The sequence below is a fragment of the Brevundimonas subvibrioides genome (genome assembly GCF_027271155.1).
In the GTDB taxonomy this organism is placed as follows: domain Bacteria; phylum Pseudomonadota; class Alphaproteobacteria; order Caulobacterales; family Caulobacteraceae; genus Brevundimonas; species Brevundimonas subvibrioides_D.
Map to the genome: position 1 here is coordinate 1,030,210 of NZ_CP114542.1, position 18,867 is coordinate 1,049,076.

An 18,867-nucleotide genomic window follows, 5' to 3' on the forward strand; every position below is an offset into this window, starting at 1 on the left:
GAGGCTACAGCAGAATGAAGATCGGTATCGTCGCGGTCTCGTCGCGGTTCTCCCGCGAGCGGGCCGAAGCCATCGAGGCCTGGATGGAGTTGAACTTCCCGGCCCGCAAGGTGGCGGTGGTGATCCACCCCTCATCGCTGGAGAAGTCCGGCCATTTCAGCGGCGATGACGCGACGCGGGCCCAGGCCTTCGTCGACTATGCCAACGACCCCCGCATCGACGCCGTCTGGTTCGCCCGCGGCGGCTATGGCTCCTGTCGCATCGCCGAGGCGGTGCTGCCGCGGCTGACCGAGAGGGCGCGGGCGAAGCGCTACCTCGGCTATTCCGACGTCGGATCGTTGCTGGCCATCCTCTACAAGGCAGGCTTTCCGCACCTGGCCCACGGGCCCATGGCGTCGGATGCGGTCCGCCACGACGACACCGCCTTTCGCGCCCTGAACTGGCTGAGGAAGGGTGCGGTCTCGTCGTGGGAGCCGTCACTGCACGACGATCCGCGCCCGGCCGTGGCCTTCAACCTGACTGTTCTGGACCAGCTGCTGGGCACGCCGCTGGAGCCGGACCTGACCGACCACGTCCTGATGCTGGAGGACGTGTCCGAGGCCGCCTACCGCATCGACCGGATGATGTTCCACCTGACCTCGACGCCGTCGATCCGGCGCGTGGCGGGCATCCGCGCCGGGCGGTTCACCGACGTCACGCCGAACGAGCCGGACTTCGGCATGACCGGCGAACAGATCGTGGAATACTGGTGCGAGCGGTCGGGGATTCCGTATCTGGGGCCCGCCGACATCGCCCATGACAGCGACAACAAGGTCGTCCCGTTCGGGGTGAGATGATCCTTTCCCGATGCTGGAGGATCAGTGCCGTTCGGGACACGGGGCAAGGCCTTCGTTCTCCCGTCCGGCGAACCCTGTCGACAGCGAACGACGGTCGGGGCCAGATGTCCGGTGATGGGGCGTAACGGTCTGACAACCCTGCCGGCATGGACACGGGCGGCCATGGTCGGCGTGATGGGCGTGACCGTTCTCGCAAGCGCGACGACCGTGTCGGGGGGCACGGTCGCGGCGGCGGAGAGCCGCAGCTTCATCACTTCCGACGGGGCCCGCCTTCATTATCTGGAGGCGGGTCCTGCGGAAGCCCGGACCGTGCTGTTCGTGCCCGGATGGACCATGCCGGGCTGGATTTTCCAGGCCCAGATCGACGCCCTGTCGGACCGCTTCCATGTCCTGGCGCTGGACCCGCGCGGGCAGGGCGACAGCGAGGTCACCCGTTTCGGCTACACCTATGAACGACGCGGACGCGACATCGGCGAACTGATCGACCATGCGGCGAACGGCCGGGTCGTTCTGGTCGGCTGGTCTCTGGGGGTGCTCGACAGCCTGGCCTGGGTCGCCGCCGCGGGTGATGCGCGGATCGCCGGCCTGGTGCTGATCGACAACTCCATCGGCGAGGAACCGGTGCCGCGCGCTGCGGCCGGCGGGCGCGCCGCCGAACCGCCGGTCCTGACCGAGGCCGAACGCCGCGACCGCCGCGCCGCCTTCGTGGCCTCCATGTTCGCCCGTGATCCGGGCACGGACTATCGCGCGCGACTGACAGATCAGGCGTTGCGGATGGCCCCGGAGGACGAGCGGCGCCTGCTGGCCTACGATGTGTCGCGCGATTATTGGCGCGCGGCCGTGCATTCGACCGACCGGCCGGTGCTCTATGCCGTGCGGCCCCGCTGGCGCGCGCAGGGAGAGACTCTGGTCCGGACCCACGCCGATGCGCGGATGGTGGTATTCGAGGACGCGGGTCATGCCCTGTTCGTCGACGAGGCCGACCGCTTTAGTCGCCTGCTGATCGACTTCCTCGACGGTCCGGTCGCGGCGCGGGACACGGTCCATTGACCGCGCGCGCCGCCCGCGGCCGCGCGGCCCTGATCCCCCTGTTCCTGGTCGCCCTGGGCGTCGTCGGGATCGAGAACGCCCTGACCCGCTATTTCGCCGTCGCGAAATGGTCCGAGTACGGATACTGGATCATCTCCATTGTCCTCGCCGGATTTGCCCTGTCCGGCGTGGTCGTGGCCCTGCTGAGGGACACCGTCCAGCGCCACGGCGTGCTGCTGCGGGCGATCCTGCCGGGCGCCATGACGCTGGCGGCGGCGCTCGGCTATCAGTGGGTGACGCAGAACCCGTTCAATCCTCTGCAGCTGCAGAACCCGACGACCTGGCCCGACCAGGTGCGCAACATCGGCCTGTATTACGCGGCGCTTCTGCCCTTCTTCTTTCTGGCCGGGCTCTACATCAGCCTGATCTTCGTGCTGAACCCGAGGGAGATCGGGCGGGTCTATGGCTATGACCTGATCGGGGCCGGGGTCGGGTCGGCGGTGGCGCTGGGGCTGATGTTTTTGGTCCATCCCTTCCTGCTGGCTCCCGTGCTGCTGATCCCGCTGGCGCTGTCGACCCTGTTCCAGCCCGGGCGGTTCAGATGGCTCGGCGGCGGTCTGGCCGGGGCGGCCCTGGTGGCGGGCGAGGCGATCCTGTTCCTGGGCGCCCCGCCGGCCTTCAGCGAGTTCAAGGCCATCTATGCGCCGCTGAACACGCCGGGCGCGGCTGTGGTGGCCGAGATCCGCCAGCCGCGCGGCCACTATCTGCTGCTCGACGACTTCACCGAGCGGGTCGACGTCGATGTGTCCAACAACGCCGGGATGATGGGCGTAGCCGGGCCGCCCAAGACCTATGGCCTGTACCGGGACGGCAACCGCATCGCCTCCCTGCCGATGGCGGGTCCTCTGCAGGCCGCCTATGCGTCCAGCGCGCTGTCGGCCGCGCCCTATGCCCTCCGTCCGGGCGCGGACGTTCTGCTGGTCGGCCTGTCCGGCGGTTATCGCGTGGCCGAGGCCCTGACGCTGGGCGCGACCCATATCGACGGGGTCGAGAGCGAGCCCGTGCTGCGCGACGCCCTGGTGCGCGGGCTCGGCCCGTCGCCCGCCCTGGCCCGCGATCCGCGCGTCCGTCTGCTCGAGGGTGGTCCGATCAATGCGGCCTGGCGCGCCGGCCGCGGCCGCTACGACATCGTCGACGTCTCGGCCGACTTCGTCGACGCCGCACCGGCCAACGTCACCGGCGTGACGGTGGAGGCGATGGAGGCCTATCTGGCGGCGCTGAAGCCGGGCGGGGCGGTGTCGATCTCCGTCTCCATCCGCGACTTCCCCGTCTATGCGCTCCGGGTGCTGGCCACGGCGCGACAGGCCCTGCTGGAACAGGGTGTCGGCGATCCATCCACCCATGTCATGGTCTATCGCTCGGCCTGGAATGCGCGGATCCTGATCAGCCCGACGCCGTGGTCGGCGGCTGACGTCGCCGCGCTCCAGGCCTTCTGCGCGGCCCGATCGTTCGATGTCTCGTGGCATCCCGGCATGGACGTCGCCGCCGCCCGCGCCCGCCTGTTCAACGACCTGCCCGGCGTCTCGTTCGAGAGCGGGGAGATGACGTCGACCGGGCCCGATGACGCCATCGCCAATGAGGTGGCCGCCGTGCTGGCGGGCCGCGCCTCGCCGTCATCCGAAGCCTTCCATATCCGGCCCGCGACGCTGGACCGCCCGGCCTTCTATGCCTCGCTGAGGCTGGAGCATCCCGGCACCCTGATCCGCCGTCTGGAGGTCCTGCCCCAGGCCGAGATCGGCGCTCTGGTGAACCTGGCCGTCCTGGCCCAGGCCATGGTGATCGCCCTGCTGGTCCTGGCCACGCCCGCCCTGTTCCGGCGGCGGTCCGGCGGGGTGAAGGAGCCGAAGCGTCTGTGGCCCGCGTTCTATTTCCCCGCCCTCGGGCTGGGCTTTCTGTTCATCGAAATCCTGCTGATCGACCGGGCGGCCTTCTATCTGAACGACTACTCCTCGGCCTTCGCCATCGTCCTGACGTCGATGCTGATCTTCTCCGGCCTCGGCAGCATGATCGCGGGGCGATGCGCGGCCATGCCCAAGGCGGCCTCGGCCATCGCCCTGATCGTCGTCCTGGCCTGGATCGGTGCGATGCTGATGGGTGCCGAAGATTTCATGATGCGGACGCTGGATCAGTCCTGGGCCATCAGGGCGGGGCTGGTGGCGCTGGCCGCCGCGCCGGTCTCGCTGGCGCTGGGCCTGCCGTTTCCTCTGGGTCTGATCCAGGTCGGCAGCGGCCGGGCCCTGCCCTGGGCCTGGGGCCTGAACGGCGCCTTCTCGGTCGTCGCCACGCCCCTGGCCAATCTGATGAGCCGCGACATCGGCTTTTCGTCCCTGCTGATCGTGGCGGCCGGTCTCTATGCCCTGGCCTTCCTCGTGCTGCCGGTCGCCGCGCCCCGTGCCCGTACCGCTCCCCTGTTCGAGCCGGCCCTGCCGGACGATCCCTTTGCCGACCTGCCCGAGCCCGTTCCCGCCCGCCTCGATCCTTTTCCGGACGCTGATCGTCCCAGCCAGCCGAGCCCCGCATGACCCGTTTGAATCGCCGCACCCTGCTGACCGCTGCCGCCGGCACCGCGCTCACGGGCCTCGCCGCCTGCGACGAGAACACGATGAAGTCGGTGCAGGCCCGGCTGAATCCGACCCAGGCTGCGGGGGGCGGCGGTGTCGCCAGCGCGCCCACGCAGGCAGCAGCCGCCGCGGCCTCGGCCGTGTCGCAGACGGTCCGGATGCCGGGCGAAACCTGGACTTTCGCGCGCTTCAATGCCGCGATGGAGGCCTCGAAACGCCCCCATACCATCACCGAGGCCCAATTCACCGAGATCCAGGCCCGCAAGCCCGCCGCCATCGAGCGCATCAAGGCCTATCTGGACGGCCGGTTCGGCGCGGCCGATCCGAACGTCCTGAAGGCCTTCGAAAGCGTGCCGCGCGACTATTTCCACTATGCCTATGCCAGCCAGGATTCGACCGCCTGGCAGGCCTATGAGGCCAATCCCAAGCCCTGGGCCATCGGCCATGGCAGCGTGCTGTCGGACTATCTGGGGCAGGCCTATATGACCCAGCTGGCGGCGCCGAAGCCGACCGATGTGACGCTGGAGATCGGGACCGGCTCGGGCTTCCAGTCGAGCCTGCTCAGCCGCATCGTGCGCGACGCCTATACGATCGAGATCATCGAACCGATCGGGCGGGCGGTGGACCAGATCTTCGCCCCGCTCGGCTATGACAACGTCCACGGCAAGGTCGGCGACGGCTATTTCGGCTGGCCCGAGGTGACCGAGGGCTTCGATACCATCATGCTGACCTGCGTCGCCCAGTACGCCCCGCCCGAGCTGTTCCGACAGCTCAAGCCCGGGGGCAAGCTGATCATCCCGATCGGCCAGCCGTTCCGCCGCGGACAGGTCCTGTACGTCTATACCAAGGATGCCGACGGCCGGGTCCGCAGCCGCCGTGACGTGGGGGTGTTCTTCATCCCGATGACCGGGGCGATGCAGACGCAGGCGAAGCCGGCCTGATCTCGCTGGCGGCGGGGGGTGGGAAGGGCTACGGCTCGGCTTCACCCTGGAGCCTCCCATGCCTGCCGCCCGCCCCATTCCCTGGTCGATGTATCTGCGCCAGGCGCACACCCTGCTGGGCATGCTGATCGCGCCCAGCGTGCTGCTGTTCGCCGTGACCGGTGGCTTCCAGATCTTTCGCCTGAACGAGGACAAGGGCAGCTACACGCCGCCCGCCCTGCTGGCCGATCTGGCGCGGGTGCACAAGAACCAGGTCCTGAAGGCCGCGCCCCGCGCGCCGCGCGTCGAGGCACCCGACAAGGCCGTGGCGGCCCGTGCCCCGGTGAAGGCCGAACCCGAGCGCGAGAAACGGGCCCGTCCCGCCCCGTCGCTGTCGAAGATCCTGCTCCAGTGGTTCTTCGTCGTCGTCTCGGTCGGCCTGTTTCTGTCGACGTCCGTCGGCATCTGGATGGGCGTGACCATGGGCCGGCTGAAGGTCGCCGCGCGCTGGACCCTGCTGGCCGGAACGCTGATCCCGGTCCTGATCCTGCTGATCCCTTAAGCGGCCGCCTCGGCCTCCGCGACGACCAGAGCATCCAGCGCCTGAACCAGATCGGCGATCAGGTCGTCCTCATGCTCCAGACCGACCGACAGGCGCAGCAGGCCGTCGGTGATCCCGGCGACGACGCGCGCTTCGGGCGTCATGGCGGCGTGGGTCATGGTGGCCGGGTGGGCGATCAGGCTTTCGACCCCGCCCAGCGATTCCGCCAGGGTGAAGGTCTCCAGGGTCTCCACCAGCCGGCGCACGGCCTCGACGCCACCCGCCAGCTCGAACGACAGCATGGCCCCCGGCCCCTGCTGCTGGCGCGCGGCGAGGGCGTGGTTAGGATGGGACGTCAGGCCCGGGTAGTGGACCGCCGAAACGGCCGGGTGGCCTTCCAGCAGGGCGGCGACCTTGCCCGCGGTGGTTTGCTGGCGTTCGATGCGGGCGAACAGGGTGCGTACGCCGCGCAGGGTCAGATAGGCGTCGAACGGCGAGCCCGTCACGCCCAGACAGTTGGCCCACCAGGCCAGCTCCGCATGATCCGCCGGATCGGCCGCGATCACCGCCCCGCCGACCACGTCGGAGTGGCCGTTGATGTATTTCGTCGTGGAGTGGACGACGATGTCGGTGCCCAGCTCGATCGGGCGCTGCAGGGCAGGGGACAGGAAGGTGTTGTCGGCGACCACCCTGGCCCCGACCCGGTGGGCGCGGGTGCAGATGTCGGCGATGTCGACGACGCGCAGCAGGGGGTTGGACGGGGTCTCGACCAGCACCAGTTTCGGGTTCAGGGCCAGCGCCTGTTCCAGCGCGACGGGGTCGCCCTGATCCACCCACAGCACCTCGAAATGCCCCTTCCGGGCCCGGGCGCAAAGCAGGCGATGCGTGCCGCCGTAGCAGTCGTGCGGCGCGATCAGCAGGTCGCCCGGCTCCAGCAGGGACAGGGGCAGGTCGACCGCCGCCATGCCGGTCGCCGTGACCACGCATCCCGCCCCGCCTTCCAGCTCGGCCAGGGTCTCGGCCAGCACGTCGCGCGTGGGATTGCCCGAGCGGGAGTAGTCGTATTTCCGCTTCTGCTCGAAGCCTGCGAACGAATAGTTCGACGACAGGTACAGCGGCGGCATGACCGAACCGTGGGCCGTGTCGGTGTCGACGCCCGAGCGGGCGCAGGTGGTGCGGACGTCGTGGGGGCGCTTGCCGGTCGAGTGGCTCATTGGTCGATATCCTTCAAGGCGGCGCGGAGGATGGCGGCGACCGCCTCGTCCTCCTTCAGAAAGGCGTCATGGCCATACAGCGAAGGGGCCTCGACCAGCCGGAACAGCCGGGGCAGGCGCGCGGCCAGTTCGCGGATGTCGTCGATCGGCACCAGCCGGTCGGAGGTGAACCCGACCAGGGTCACGGGCGTGCGGATCGCCTCGGGCGTCACCGTATGGCGGTCGATCGAGTCCGACAGCGACAGCCAGCGATCCGGCGTGGTGTGGGCGCGATAGGCCTTGCCCCGCGCCGTCAGATATTCGCAGACCGGATAGGCCTGGCCCGCGGACGTGGGGGCCGTGGTCTCGAACCGGTCGGCGAATTCCTCGGCGGTGCGATAGGTGGTCATGGCCAGTTCGCGGGCCAGGGCGACCCCGTCCTCAGGCCGACCGGCCGCCTGGGCCAGCTGCAGGATGCGGCGCTGGATGCCGCGCCAGGCGGTGGCCTGCGGATGGGCGCGATGGGCGGCGGAGACGACGACCAGCTGATCGATCCGGTCGGGGAACAGCTCGGCGAAGGCCAGGCCGATCATGCCGCCATAGGAACAGCCGACGAAGGCCGAGACCACCGGATCGCCGATCCGGTCCAGGATCAGACCCAGCAGCCGGGCCTGGTCGTGGGTGGTGATGGTGACGGGCTTCGACCCTTCCGCCGCCTCGGGGGCGTAGTCGAAGGCCAGGACCTGGAAGCGGCTCAGATCGATGGGGCCCCGGATCGACACCGCGCCCGACCACCAGCCCAGGCCGTTGGTCTCGGTGCGGTGCACGAAACGTCCCGCCGAGATGCCGCCGGCCACGACGATCAGCGGCGCGCCGACCCGGCCATGCAGGCGACCGACGATCTGGCGCTGGCCCAGCCGCTCGCCCGACGCCAGCCGGAAGTCGGCGGGGATCGCGACCGTGACGTCGGCGGCCTCGTTGCCGCGCCCGGCCAGGTGCGCCGTGCGGCGACAGAGGGGATCGGCGCTTTGTGTCCGGGAAAGGGTCTCAGTGTCGAAAGCCATGGTGTCGTCTGCATCGTCCCGCCCAACAAGGCTCCGGATGCGATGACAGACCGTGGAGACGTCGCCTCGTCGACGCTCCACTCATCTCTCGCGGAAGGTCCGAGAACCGCCCTCGCAGGAGTTGGCACCGTTCGGCTGGAAACCGGTGGTTGCCCCGACGTCAAAGGGCCTATCCCTCGGTCGGTCTTGATGAGTGAGATTACGTTGCGACCGCGAGGCGCGCCGGTCAAGAGAAAAAATCTACCTCAATGAATCCGTAACCATCCTTCAATGGGTCAAAAGCGCCACGCTTTGAGTTTAAGCGCAAGAAAGATGCGCGAACCGGCTTGACGCGGGCGTCTCATCCCGACACCCTGCGACCAACGTTCTTCCGTAAGGTCCCGCTCGTGTCCCGTTCCGGCCACATCGCCGTTTCGACCTCCACCGCTGCCCTCGGGGCGCGGTCGATGACGCTTGCGACCCTCATTTCGACCACCACCGGTATGACCATCACCGGCCCCTCGCGGGCGGGAACAGGTTAGCGCACGGGGATCGAAAGACCTTCAGCCAACCCAGACCCGCCCGGCCCCGGCCAGGCGGGTTTTTTCTTGCCCGATCACCCCGATTTCAGAACCCCCGAACGGATCCACCGCAATGCCCAACGCTCCCCACCTCGTCGTCGTCGAGAAACCGAAGGCCGAACCCGCGCCCGCCACCGAGGTGGTGGTGCTGAAGTTCGGCTCCTCCATCCTGCAGGACCGGTCGTGCGCCCCGGCCGTGGCGTCCGAAGTCTATGGCCACGTCCGCGCAGGGCGAAAGGTCATTGCCGTGGTCTCGGCGCTCGGCGGCCACACCGACCGGCTGCTGGCCGAGGCGCGGGAACTGGGGCTGGATCACGAAAACGACCTGCTGCCCGCCTATGTCGCCCTGGGCGAGGAGAAGGCGGCGGCCCTGGTCGCCATCGCCTGCGACCGGATCGGTCTGGACGCCTCGGCCCTGTCCGTCCGCGAACTGGGGATCGTGGCCGAGGGACCGTCCGAGCACGCCCACCCCGTCTCCCTGCGCAGCGAGGCGCTGCGAAAGGCGCTGGCGGATCATCAGGTGGTCGTGGTCCCGGGGTTCGGCGCGGTGGGGTCCAGCGGCAAGGTCGTGCTGCTGGGGCGTGGCGGATCAGACCTGACGGCCGTCTTCCTGGCCGCCGAACTGGGCCTGAAGCGCGTGCGTCTGGTGAAGGATGTGGACGGACTTTACGACCGCGACCCCGCCTCGGCCTCGGGCAAGCCGCTGCGCTATCGCCGTGCCAGCTGGGACGACGCGCGCCGCCACGGCGGGGCCCTGGTCCAGCACGACGCCATCGATCTGGGTCAGTCCCGGTCTGTCGATATCGAGGTCGCTGCCCTCGGCCGCGCCGACTGCACGGTGGTTGGTGACGCCTCGGCGCCCCCCGGACCGTCCGTGCCCGATGCCCCGCTCAGGGTCGTCATCGCCGGCTGCGGCGTGGTCGGCGGTGGTTTGCTGGCCCGGCTGCAGCAGGACGCGCGGTTCGAGGTCGTGGGCGTGCTGGTCCGCGATCCGAAGAAGCCCCGCGACGTCGAGGCCCCGGCCGGACTGTTCACGTCCGACCGTGAGGCCCTGCTGGCCCTGAAGCCCGACATCCTGCTGGAAGCCCTGTCCGAGGGCGGGGCCGGCCACGACCTGATCCGCGCCGCCCTGGAACGCGGCATCGATGTCGCCAGCGCCAACAAACAGGCGATCAGCCGCGACCCCCAGGGCCTGGCCGACGCCGCCCGCGCCCACGGTTCGCGCCTGGCCTATTCCGCCGCTGTCGGCGGGGGCGCACCGATGATCGAGACCCTCCGCGCCGCGAAGGCGGCTGGTCCGGTCAAGGGCTTCGAGGCGGTGCTGAACGGCACGGTCAACTTCATGCTGACGCGGCTGCAGGCCGGGGCCGATTTTGCCGATGCCCTGGCCGACGCCCGCGTCGCCGGCTTTGCCGAGGAGGATCCCTCGTCGGATCTGGAGGGACGGGACTCGGCCGCCAAGGTCCGTCTGCTGGCCTTCGAGGCGTTCGGCCGGACGCCTGACGACGCCGACGTTCCGTGCGCCGTCCTGTCCGACGCCTTTCAGCCTTCCGGGCCGGTGCGCCAGATCGGGGCCTGTTTCCGGGACGGCGACGGACTGAAGGCGTCGGTTTCGCTTGACGCCGGTCTGGATGATCCGTTCTTCCAGGCCCTGAACGGGGAGCGCAACGGCTTGAAGGTTTACGGCGAGGACGGGCGGGTCTGGTCCTGCAAGGGACGCGGCGCGGGCCGCTGGCCGACAACCGAGAGCGTGCTGGCCGACCTCGCCGACATCGTGCGGGCGCGGCATGCGTCGCTGGGGCATCATTAGCGGGTGGCCGTCTTCACTCCGGTTTCGGACGATCAGGCCCGTGCGTTCCTCGAAACCTACGACCTCGGGGCTTTTCGCGCGCTCCACCCCATCGCCGAGGGGGTGGAGAACACCAACTATCGCCTCGAAACCGAAGGGGCCCTCTACGTCCTGACACTGTTCGAGGCGCGCATCGATGCGGCGTCCCTGCCGTTCTGCCTCGGCCTGACCGACCATCTGGCCGGGCGGGGCTTTCCGGCTCCCCGCCCGGTGCGCAATCGCGACGGCGTCTGGGTCGGGACGCTGAACGGGCGACCGGCAGCGGTGATCGAATGGCTGTCCGGGGCGTGGTTGCGGGACCCGTCACCCTCCGAGGTCGAGGCGGCCGGGGCCATGCTGGGGCGGCTGCATCTGGAGGCCGGGCGCTTCGCCGTTGCACGCGTCAATCCGGTCGGGCCGGTGGCCTGGCGCGCCCTGGCCGACCGGTGTCAGACGGCGGCGACCGGAGAGGACCGCTCGATCCTGGACGGGGTCGAGGCGGCCCTGATCCGTCTCGGCGATCCGTGGACGGACGATCTTCCGCGCGGCCCGATCCACGCCGACTATTTCCCCGACAATGTGCTGTTCGACGAAGGCGCGGTCTCCGGCGTCATCGACTTCTATTTCGGGTGCACGGACCTGCTGGCCTATGACCTCGCCATCGCCCTCAGCGCCTGGGGTTTCGACGGCACGGGCACGCCTATTCCAGGCGCGGTCGAGGCCTTCCGTCGGGGCTACGAACGCTTGCGCCCCCTGACCCCGGCCGAGGCCGCCGCCCTGCCGCGTCTGGGCGAAGCCGCCGCGATCCGCTTCACCCTGACCCGCCTGCACGACCGCATCTTCCACGACCCCACCAAGCTGGTGACCCCCAAGGACCCGGGGGCCTTCTTCCGGCGCGCGGCGTGGTGGCGGGAGACGGCGTAGGCACAGCGTCTCCTCCCCGTTCGCCACTTTGCGAATGGGGAGGGGGACCGCCCGCCGCTTGGCGGGGGGTGGAGGGGCTCTTAACCGCGCACTCGGTCTTCGGCGTTCGTCCTGATCCAGCCCAGCACGCCCTCAAGATCGGTGCGCACCCGCTCCGCCGCGATGCGCAGCACCGCGATGTCTTGCTTGGCTAGCCACGCCGTCCGGGCCTCATCCTTCTCGAACTGCTCCGGATCGGCATGATGTTGGCCATCCACCTCGACCGCCAGCCGAGCCTCAGGACAATAGAAGTCGAGGACGTACGGCCCCACCGGGTGCTGGCGGCGAAACTTCAGGCCTCCCAGCGCCCGCCGCCGCAAGTAAATCCACAGCCGCGCCTCCGGCGGCGTCAGCGTCCGCCGTAGCACCCGCGCCCGGCTCACGGCGCCCTGCGTCGTCAAGAGCCCCTCCGTCTCTCCGCTTCGCTCCGAGCCACCTCCCCACCGCTGGGCGTCGGGGAGGAGACAGATTAATATCGGGCCTTTCGAAATGTCGGCCAAGCCCAAAGCCGATCCCGGCCGCATCCGAAGCAGGTCCGGCTAGGAAGTTCGAACCTCGGTTTGCCGCGACCCCAACTCGCCATCCTTGAAGCAAACTCTTCGTTCTCAAGCAGCCTCTTGCCGCACGTCCGGTGACGCACTTCGCTGGCAAAGACACCGCTCAACAGGAACGCCGCCATCCCGACGAACCGGGCCCAGACCGGGATGTCCGAAGCCCAGAGGCCGGCTAGGCCCAGCCCTATACCAATGAGCCAGACCGCGCAGGCGACGATCATCCAAACCCCCGCACCGCCGCCAGCGCCTCTGCGGCCTCCGCCCCGATCACCTCGAACCGCTCCGCCCGGTCGCCGAGGTCGCGGATGACCCGGGGCGGGTCGGGGTCGAAGCCGAGGACGGGTGCAACGTCCTTGCCGAACTTGGCCGGGTGGGCGGTAGCGAGGACGATCACCGGTCCCTGCGTCCGGTCCACGCCGCGCGCGGCCGACAGGCCGACGGCGGTGTGGGGGCAGACGACCTGGCCCCAGGTGGCGTGGGCGTGGGCGATTTCGGCCCGCGTCGTCGGCTCATCGACCGAGACGGCCGAAACCTCGGCGCGGAGGGCGGCCAGCAGGTCGGCGGGCAGGGTGACCTCGCCCTTCCGGGCAAAGTCTGCGAACAGGCCGGCGGTCAGGGCGGCGTCGCGGCCAGAGGCCTCGTACGCCAGCCGCTCGAAGTTCGACGGAGCCTGCACATCCATGCTGACGCTGGCGGTCTCGACGGCGGCCTTGCGCGCATAGACGCCCTCATTGATCGCCCGGGCCAAGGCGTCGTTCGAGTTCACCGCCGCCACGAAGCCGGCGACCGGCAGACCCATCTTCCGGGCCGCGATCCCGGCGAAGGCGTCGCCGAAGTTACCCGTCGGCACGACGAACACCGGGGCCCGCTTCTCCCCCATCGCCGCCGCCTGAGCCACCGCCGAGATATAGTAGGGGATCTGTCCGGCCAGCCGCGCCCAGTTGATCGAATTGACCGAGCTGAACCGGCCGTGCGCGCGCAGGGTCTCGTCGGCCAGCAGCCCCTTCACCAGACGCTGGCAGTCGTCGAAATCGCCCCGGACGGCCAGGTTCAGCACATTACCGGCCTGGACCGTGGTCATCTGGCGGCGCTGGACGGGCGACACCCGCTCGTGCGGATGCAGCACGATCAGGCGGATGCGCGGCTGATCGGCGAAGGCGGCGACGGCGGCGGCCCCCGTGTCGCCGCTGGTCGCCGTGACCAGGGTCAGGGTCTCGCCCGAGGCCGCCAGGGCTTCCGACGCCAGGGACGCGGCCAGCTGCATGGCCAGGTCCTTGAACGCGGCCGTCGGCCCGTGGAACAGCTCCAGCAGATAGAGGCCGTCCTCCAGCCGGACCAGTGGCGTGACCTCAGGCGGCGTGAAGCCCGCGATCAGTCGCGCCAGCGCCCGGTCCAGCGATCCGGCGGGCAGGGCATCGCCGATGAAGGGGGTCATGGCCGCGGTGGCGATGTCCGCGTAGCCTTGCCCGGCGGCCCAGGCCCCGGCGGTCAGCGTCGGCCAGGTGGCCGGCATGTAGAGGCCGCCGTCGGGGGCCATGCCGCGCAACAGCGCCTCGGCGAAATTCGTCGCGGGTGCGCCGCCGCGCGTGGAGACATAGGTATCGGAACGCTGGGCCATCGCCGTTCTGGTTAGCCAGCGGGGTTGCAGGCGTCAAAGCCCTTTCGGCCGAACGTGAAACACCCGATCGCCCGGACGTCCGCGAATGTCGCCCGGACGTGCTAGAGAGCCTTTCGTCCGGTGGGCAAAGTGCAGGAAGTGCACAAAGTCCACCCTGTTTTCGCCCGTCCTCGCACCCAGATCGCCGACCATGACTCCCGTACCCGCCCACCGCCTGTCGGTGGCCCCCATGATGGACTGGACCGACCGGCACTGCCGCGCGTTTCACCGCGCGCTGAGCAGGCGGGCCTTGCTCTATACCGAGATGGTCACGGCCCCGGCGGTGATCCACGGCGACCGTGAGCGGCTGCTGGGGTTCGATGCGGTCGAACATCCGGTCGCCCTGCAGCTGGGCGGATCGGACCCGGATCAGCTCGCCGAGGCCGCCCGCATCGGGGCCGCCATGGGCTATGACGAGATCAATCTGAACGTCGGCTGCCCGTCCGACCGGGTCCAGTCCGGGCGGTTCGGGGCCTGTCTGATGAAGGAACCGGAGCTGGTCGCGGACTGTATGGCGGCGATCCGGGGGGCGGTCGATCTGCCTGCCACGGTGAAATGCCGGATCGGGGTCGACGATCAGGACCCGGCGGTCAGCCTGTTCGCGACCGTCGATGCCAGCGCCGCCGTCGGCGTGACCACCTTCATCGTCCATGCGCGAAAGGCCTGGCTGAGCGGTCTGTCGCCCAAAGAGAACCGCGACGTGCCCCCGCTCGACTACGCCCTGGTCCGGCGGCTGAAGGCCGAGCGTCCGCATCTGACGATCTGCATCAATGGCGGCATCGCCTCGCTGGATGCGGCCGAGGCGCATCTGGACAGCACGGACGGCGTAGTCCTGGACGGCGTCATGCTGGGCCGCGCCGCCTATCACGAGCCTGCCCTGCTGGGTCAGGTGGACCGGCGTCTGTTCGGCGAGGGGGACGGGGATGTCGATCCCTTCACGGCCATCGATCGCTACAAACCCTATCTGGCCGCCCGTCTGGCCGAAGGCTGGGGCCTGCACGCCATGACCCGCCACATGCTGGGCCTGATGCATGGACGTCCGGGCGCACGGGCCTTCCGCCGCATCCTGACCGTCGAGGCGATCCGGCCGGGGGCGGGGCTGGAGGTCGTGGACCGGGCCGTCGAGGCGGTCCGCGAGGCCGGGGCCCGCCGCGAGCGGATGGGCGAGGCGGCCTGACCGCGCATCAGGGTAAACCCGGCATTAAGCCTGTTTCGGCTATCCGGGCGCATGACCCGTGCTCTCCTGATCGCCCTGTCCGTGTCGTCAGCCCTGACCGCGCTCGCCGCCGGATCTGCCGAGGCGCAAGGCCGGGCCCGCTCTCCGACCACCGCCGCCCTGAACATGGGCACGCCCGGCGTGGGGGTGGAAGCGCAGCTCTCGCTGGGGCCGGTGTTCGTACTGCGCGGCGGCCTCGACACCCTGGGCGTCCAGTTCGACCAGAGCTACAGCGATGTGGACTACAAGGGTCGGTTCGACTTCGACACAGTCTCGGCCTTCGTCGACCTGCACCCCTTCGCCAACGCCTTCCTGATCTCCGGCGGGGTCTATGTCGGAGACCGGACCATCGACCTGAACACCACGCCGGACGCGCCGGTCGAGCTTGGCGGCGTGACCTTTACCCCGGCCCAGGTCGGCACCCTGAGCGGCCGCGTCAAGCTGTCGGACACCGCGCCCTTCGTCGGTCTGGGCTATGACGACAGCTTCTATCGCGACCGGCGCTGGGGCTTTCGCGGGATCGTCGGCGTCGCCTACAGCGCGGAGCCGCAAGTGGCGCTGGACTCGACCGGCGGCACCCTGTCCAACGATCCGACGCTCCGCGCCCGCCTCGATCAGGAAGCCGCCGAAATCCGGGAAGACGCCAGGGACAGGGGCCTGTTTCCGGTCGTCCAGCTGGGGGCGACCGTCCGTTTCTGACGGGGCGGATTTGATCGGTCGGGCCGCTCGAGCCTCGGTCGGTCCTGGTGTGCATTGCCAAGTCGACGTCCCGGCCATAGCGTTCGTCCATGTCCAGGATGGCCGATGACCCTGACACGCCGTTCGATCGGTTGTCGGATATCGACAGGATTCTGCTGCGCGGAGCCGCGATCGGGCTCAGCTCCAAGCAGATGGCCCCCATGGTCTCGCGGTCTCCGCACACGATCGACGACCGTCTCAAGGCGCTGAAAAACAAGCTCGGCGCTATCGATCGATTTCACGCGGGGCGTATGCTGCTGGCGCATGAGGCCGGCCATGACCCCCTCAAGGATTGGGGGGCCCAAGCGTTGGGTCTGGGCGACCAAACCAGGCCGTCGGAATCTTCCTCCAAAAGAGGAACTGTCCATGGACTCGCCGAAGACGACCCATCCTTCGACCGATACGTCGCTGCCCGACATCTATCCCAGACGGACGCGCCCCGCGATCCCGCCCCTGGACGTGCCGCCCTTGCGAGACCCGCAGGTCCGGCAGCTGACCGAGGAGCAACGCCTTTTCGAAGCGGCCTTTCCGCCGATCCAGGCATCGGACAGCGAGCGTCTGATCCTGAACTGGGACGAGATCGAACGGCAGTACCTGGACCTGGCCGCGCCGTGGGATCTGCAGAACGCGATGTTCCGTATCCGGGAAGCCCGCAAGATGGCCGCGCTGGAATCGCCGGAGAAGACCTTCAGGTGGTTGCTGGTTCTGGCGCAGTCCTGCCCGGGCCTGGACGCCGAGGAGCCACCCTCTGGGACCGGGAAATATCTCCCGATGCCATAGATGCCGCCCGGCTGGCCCGTGAAGTCCTGCTCGCCGCACTGGTGTGTGCCGCCATCATCGCCCTGATTTCGTTCGCGATGCGGCAAATCTGAAGGTCGGTCGGCTTCCAGCGAAGGGCCGGAGTCTCAGGGTCTCAGAGTCAGGCCCGTCGGGCGGGCCTCGAAGGCCGACAGGCGACCCAGATAGCTCATGCCCAGCAGGGAATGCGGTAGCCCCTTCTCGACCACGAGGGCCTCTACCCGCTCGACGCGCGCGCCGGCGACAGCGACATGGCCCAGCTGGATCGAGGCGGCCTTCGCAGGGCCGGAGGCGGTTTCGACCGTCAGGGTGAAATCGGCGGATGTCAGGCGCAGGCCCAGTCGCAGGGCGTCCTCGCGGGTCAGGGCGACCACGCTGGCACCGGTGTCGACCAGCACGCGAATGGCGTGTCCGTCGATGTTCGCCTCGGCCCAGAAGTGACCGTCGGCGCTCTTGGCGATCTGGGCGGGCTGACCGGTGACGGCAACGACGACGGGCTGACGGGTTGGAACGCTCGGGGTCGCGGCCTCGGCCTCGCGCGGGGTCTGATGGCTCAGCACCCAGGCGACGCCCAGCGAGGACACGGTCGCCATGCCCATGACGATCGCGGATTGCAGGTCAAAACGCACCAGGAGGACACCTACGCCAACTGGCTGCTTCTGCAGCCGGTCCATATCCTGCACGACCGGTGTTGGGATGCGGTGAATCGAGATGGCTGATGGCGGGTTAACGCCTCATGCCCCGCGCAGGGCAGGATCGATCCGGTCCCGGCGGGCCGGAAGTTCGCCCATGATGACCGTGCGTTCGTCGTCGCTCAGCCGGCTCCATCCGGCGATCTCGGACAGGGTCCGATAGCAGCCCAGGCAGAGGCTGGAGGCCCCGTCGACGACGCAGACCTTGATGCAGGGGGTGGCCACGGGCCGGGGCGGCTGTGCGACAGTCAGCGACATCTTTACGAAATATACTCCGAGACCGGACTAAAAACTTGCATTCTTCACCGCATGTGCGAGGGTGTCATCGACGCGAAACGACTAAGAGGGTGAGAGCCCCTGCAAGCACGACGCGTCTCTTTTCATCGTTCAGCGAAAGGAGACGCCACCATGAACGACCGAGACAAGAACCTGCAACATGCCATGATGTCCTTTGCCCTGTGGGGCGGGATGCTGGTGAACACGAGGACCCCGCGTGCCAACGATCGCGTGGTCAGTCACCCGTCGAACTTCGTGCCTTTCCGGTTCGACAAGAAGGTCTGAGAACAGCGCCTGAATGCAAAAAGCCCCGGCCATCGGCCGGGGCTTTCGCTTGTCGGGATCTCGCGATCAGGCCGCCGGGTCGGGGGCCTGCATCGAGCGGTTGGCCGGGACACCGATGTTGGGGGCGCGCGGCGCACCGGCCGTCTGGCCGGGCTTCATGAACTTGACCAGGACCCGCTGGCCGATCAGCAAGGGCGCGTCGTTGGCCGAGACAACGACCTCGACCACGCGTTCGTCCGAGCGCTGGGACGGATCGTCCGACGCCAGCTTCCTCGCCCCGAACACGGCCGCGCGGCGCAGGACTGACCCGACATAGACCTTGGTCGGATCGCCCTCGGGGGTGATCTCGACGGCCTGACCGACGCTGACGTTTGGGATGTCGCTCTCGACGATTTCGGCGCGGGCGATACGGGGGGCGACGGGCTCCAGGTCGAACATGTTGGACACGTTAAGGGTCGAGGCCCCGGCGCCGGGATTGGCGTAACGACGCACGATCCGACCGTCGGCTGGCGAGCGGATGACCGTCAGTTCGACGTTATAGGCGGCCTGGTCGCGGCGGGCGCGGGCGGTCTGCACGGAGGCCTGCTGGGCCCCCAGCTGGGCCTGGGCGGTGGCGACCGCGTCGCGGGCCTGGTCCACGCGCTGGGCGGCCACGAAGTTGGTCGCGACCAGGGCCTGGAGCCGTTCCAGCTCGCGCTGCGCGGTGCGGATGTTGACCTGGATCAGTCGCAGCTGACTTTCGGCGGCGGCCAGATCGGCAGAGGCCGTCTGCAGCGCCAGCCGCGGTTCGTCGTCTTCCTGACGGGCCAGGATCTGCCCGGCGACCACGGTGTCGCCTTCCTGGACCAGAACCTCCCGCACGATACCGCCACGACGGGCCGCGATCTGGATGATGCCGCCCTCGACGTCCACCTTGCCGTTGGCAATGGCGGCATAGGGGCTTTCGACCTTGGTCGCCTCGGCCTTTTCCGTTTCCGCCTTCTTGGCCGCGCCCGCGCCCTGCAGGGCCATGAAGCCGACGATGATGACGATGATCAGCAGGATGCCGATCCAGAGCCATTTGTTCTTGAGGAATGCGGGCATGCGGATGGATCCT

The 18,867-nt window shown here is 69.1% G+C and carries 18 protein-coding genes and 1 riboswitch; of the genes, 11 read left to right on the plus strand and 7 right to left on the minus strand.

Going from position 1 to position 18,867, the window contains the following annotated elements; genetic code table 11:
- Window positions 1-14: 14 nt before the first annotated feature.
- The 5 genes from O3139_RS05135 (at window position 15) to O3139_RS05155 (ending at window position 5,968) form a co-directional block, all read left to right on the plus strand.
- Window positions 15-836, plus strand: coding sequence for an LD-carboxypeptidase (locus tag O3139_RS05135; RefSeq protein ID WP_269515907.1), 822 nt, complete (start codon window positions 15-17; stop codon window positions 834-836).
- Between the two features lie 114 nt (window positions 837-950).
- The gene (locus O3139_RS05140; protein WP_269515908.1) at window positions 951-1,886 is read left to right on the plus strand and encodes an alpha/beta fold hydrolase; all 936 of its coding nucleotides are present in this window, start codon (window positions 951-953) and stop codon (window positions 1,884-1,886) included.
- On the plus strand, window positions 1,883-4,447 hold the full coding sequence (locus O3139_RS05145; RefSeq protein WP_269515910.1) for a hypothetical protein: 2,565 nt from the start codon (window positions 1,883-1,885) through the stop codon (window positions 4,445-4,447). Before O3139_RS05140 ends, O3139_RS05145 begins: the two co-directional genes overlap by 4 nt.
- Window positions 4,444-5,427, plus strand: a complete 984-nt coding sequence (locus tag O3139_RS05150; RefSeq protein WP_269515911.1) for a protein-L-isoaspartate O-methyltransferase family protein — start codon at window positions 4,444-4,446, stop codon at window positions 5,425-5,427. The genes O3139_RS05145 and O3139_RS05150 overlap by 4 nt, the downstream gene beginning before the upstream one ends.
- A 58-nt stretch (window positions 5,428-5,485) precedes the next feature.
- A complete protein-coding gene (locus O3139_RS05155) occupies window positions 5,486-5,968 on the plus strand; it encodes a hypothetical protein (RefSeq protein WP_269515912.1) in 483 nt (160 codons plus the stop codon).
- On the opposite strand, the gene metB is transcribed toward O3139_RS05155, so the two are convergent.
- Entirely contained in the window at window positions 5,965-7,161 is a 1,197-nt protein-coding gene (metB, locus tag O3139_RS05160) for a cystathionine gamma-synthase (RefSeq protein WP_269515914.1), read from the minus strand. The two genes, O3139_RS05155 and metB, sit on opposite strands and share 4 nt — an antisense overlap.
- On the minus strand, window positions 7,158-8,204 hold the full coding sequence (gene metX, locus O3139_RS05165) for a homoserine O-succinyltransferase MetX (RefSeq protein WP_269515915.1): 1,047 nt from the start codon (window positions 8,202-8,204) through the stop codon (window positions 7,158-7,160). The genes metB and metX overlap by 4 nt, the downstream gene beginning before the upstream one ends.
- Before the next feature lie 78 nt (window positions 8,205-8,282).
- A riboswitch (SAM riboswitch) is annotated at window positions 8,283-8,400 on the minus strand.
- A gap of 437 nt (window positions 8,401-8,837) precedes the next feature.
- On the opposite strand from metX, the gene O3139_RS05170 reads away from it, so the two are divergent.
- Complete coding sequence (locus O3139_RS05170; RefSeq protein ID WP_269515916.1) at window positions 8,838-10,574, plus strand: homoserine dehydrogenase; 1,737 nt, start codon at window positions 8,838-8,840, stop codon at window positions 10,572-10,574.
- Window positions 10,575-10,577: 3 nt separating this feature from the next.
- Window positions 10,578-11,516 (plus strand): homoserine kinase, encoded by a 939-nt coding sequence (thrB, locus tag O3139_RS05175; RefSeq protein ID WP_269515918.1) that lies wholly within the window; start codon window positions 10,578-10,580, stop codon window positions 11,514-11,516.
- 80 nt (window positions 11,517-11,596) lie between these two features.
- Here thrB and O3139_RS05180 read toward each other — a convergent pair whose 3' ends face one another.
- Both O3139_RS05180 and thrC read right to left on the minus strand, forming a co-directional pair.
- The gene (locus O3139_RS05180) at window positions 11,597-11,956 is read right to left on the minus strand and encodes an endonuclease domain-containing protein (RefSeq protein ID WP_269515919.1); all 360 of its coding nucleotides are present in this window, start codon (window positions 11,954-11,956) and stop codon (window positions 11,597-11,599) included.
- Between the two features lie 370 nt (window positions 11,957-12,326).
- Window positions 12,327-13,727 (minus strand): threonine synthase, encoded by a 1,401-nt coding sequence (gene thrC, locus O3139_RS05185; protein ID WP_269515920.1) that lies wholly within the window; start codon window positions 13,725-13,727, stop codon window positions 12,327-12,329.
- A 190-nt stretch (window positions 13,728-13,917) separates the two neighbouring features.
- Here thrC and dusA point away from each other — a divergent pair, with 190 nt between their 5' ends.
- From dusA to O3139_RS05200, 3 genes are all read left to right on the plus strand, one after another.
- A complete protein-coding gene (dusA, locus tag O3139_RS05190; RefSeq protein ID WP_269515921.1) occupies window positions 13,918-14,943 on the plus strand; it encodes a tRNA dihydrouridine(20/20a) synthase DusA in 1,026 nt (341 codons plus the stop codon).
- Window positions 14,944-14,994: 51 nt separating this feature from the next.
- Window positions 14,995-15,681, plus strand: a complete 687-nt coding sequence (locus O3139_RS05195) for a hypothetical protein (protein WP_269515923.1) — start codon at window positions 14,995-14,997, stop codon at window positions 15,679-15,681.
- Between the two features lie 405 nt (window positions 15,682-16,086).
- Window positions 16,087-16,500: a hypothetical protein gene (locus O3139_RS05200; RefSeq protein ID WP_269515924.1), complete on the plus strand. Its 414-nt coding sequence runs from the start codon at window positions 16,087-16,089 to the stop codon at window positions 16,498-16,500.
- 125 nt (window positions 16,501-16,625) lie between these two features.
- On the opposite strand, the gene O3139_RS05205 is transcribed toward O3139_RS05200, so the two are convergent.
- Both O3139_RS05205 and O3139_RS05210 read right to left on the minus strand, forming a co-directional pair.
- Entirely contained in the window at window positions 16,626-17,147 is a 522-nt protein-coding gene (locus O3139_RS05205; RefSeq protein ID WP_269515925.1) for a TIGR02281 family clan AA aspartic protease, read from the minus strand.
- 105 nt (window positions 17,148-17,252) lie between these two features.
- On the minus strand, window positions 17,253-17,468 hold the full coding sequence (locus tag O3139_RS05210) for a DUF1289 domain-containing protein (RefSeq protein WP_269515926.1): 216 nt from the start codon (window positions 17,466-17,468) through the stop codon (window positions 17,253-17,255).
- A 150-nt stretch (window positions 17,469-17,618) separates the two neighbouring features.
- Between O3139_RS05210 and O3139_RS05215 the strand changes: the two genes are divergently transcribed.
- Window positions 17,619-17,771, plus strand: a complete 153-nt coding sequence (locus tag O3139_RS05215; protein ID WP_269515927.1) for a hypothetical protein — start codon at window positions 17,619-17,621, stop codon at window positions 17,769-17,771.
- Window positions 17,772-17,837: 66 nt separating this feature from the next.
- Here O3139_RS05215 and O3139_RS05220 read toward each other — a convergent pair whose 3' ends face one another.
- Window positions 17,838-18,854: a biotin/lipoyl-binding protein gene (locus O3139_RS05220; RefSeq protein WP_269515928.1), complete on the minus strand. Its 1,017-nt coding sequence runs from the start codon at window positions 18,852-18,854 to the stop codon at window positions 17,838-17,840.
- Window positions 18,855-18,867 lie beyond the last annotated feature (13 nt).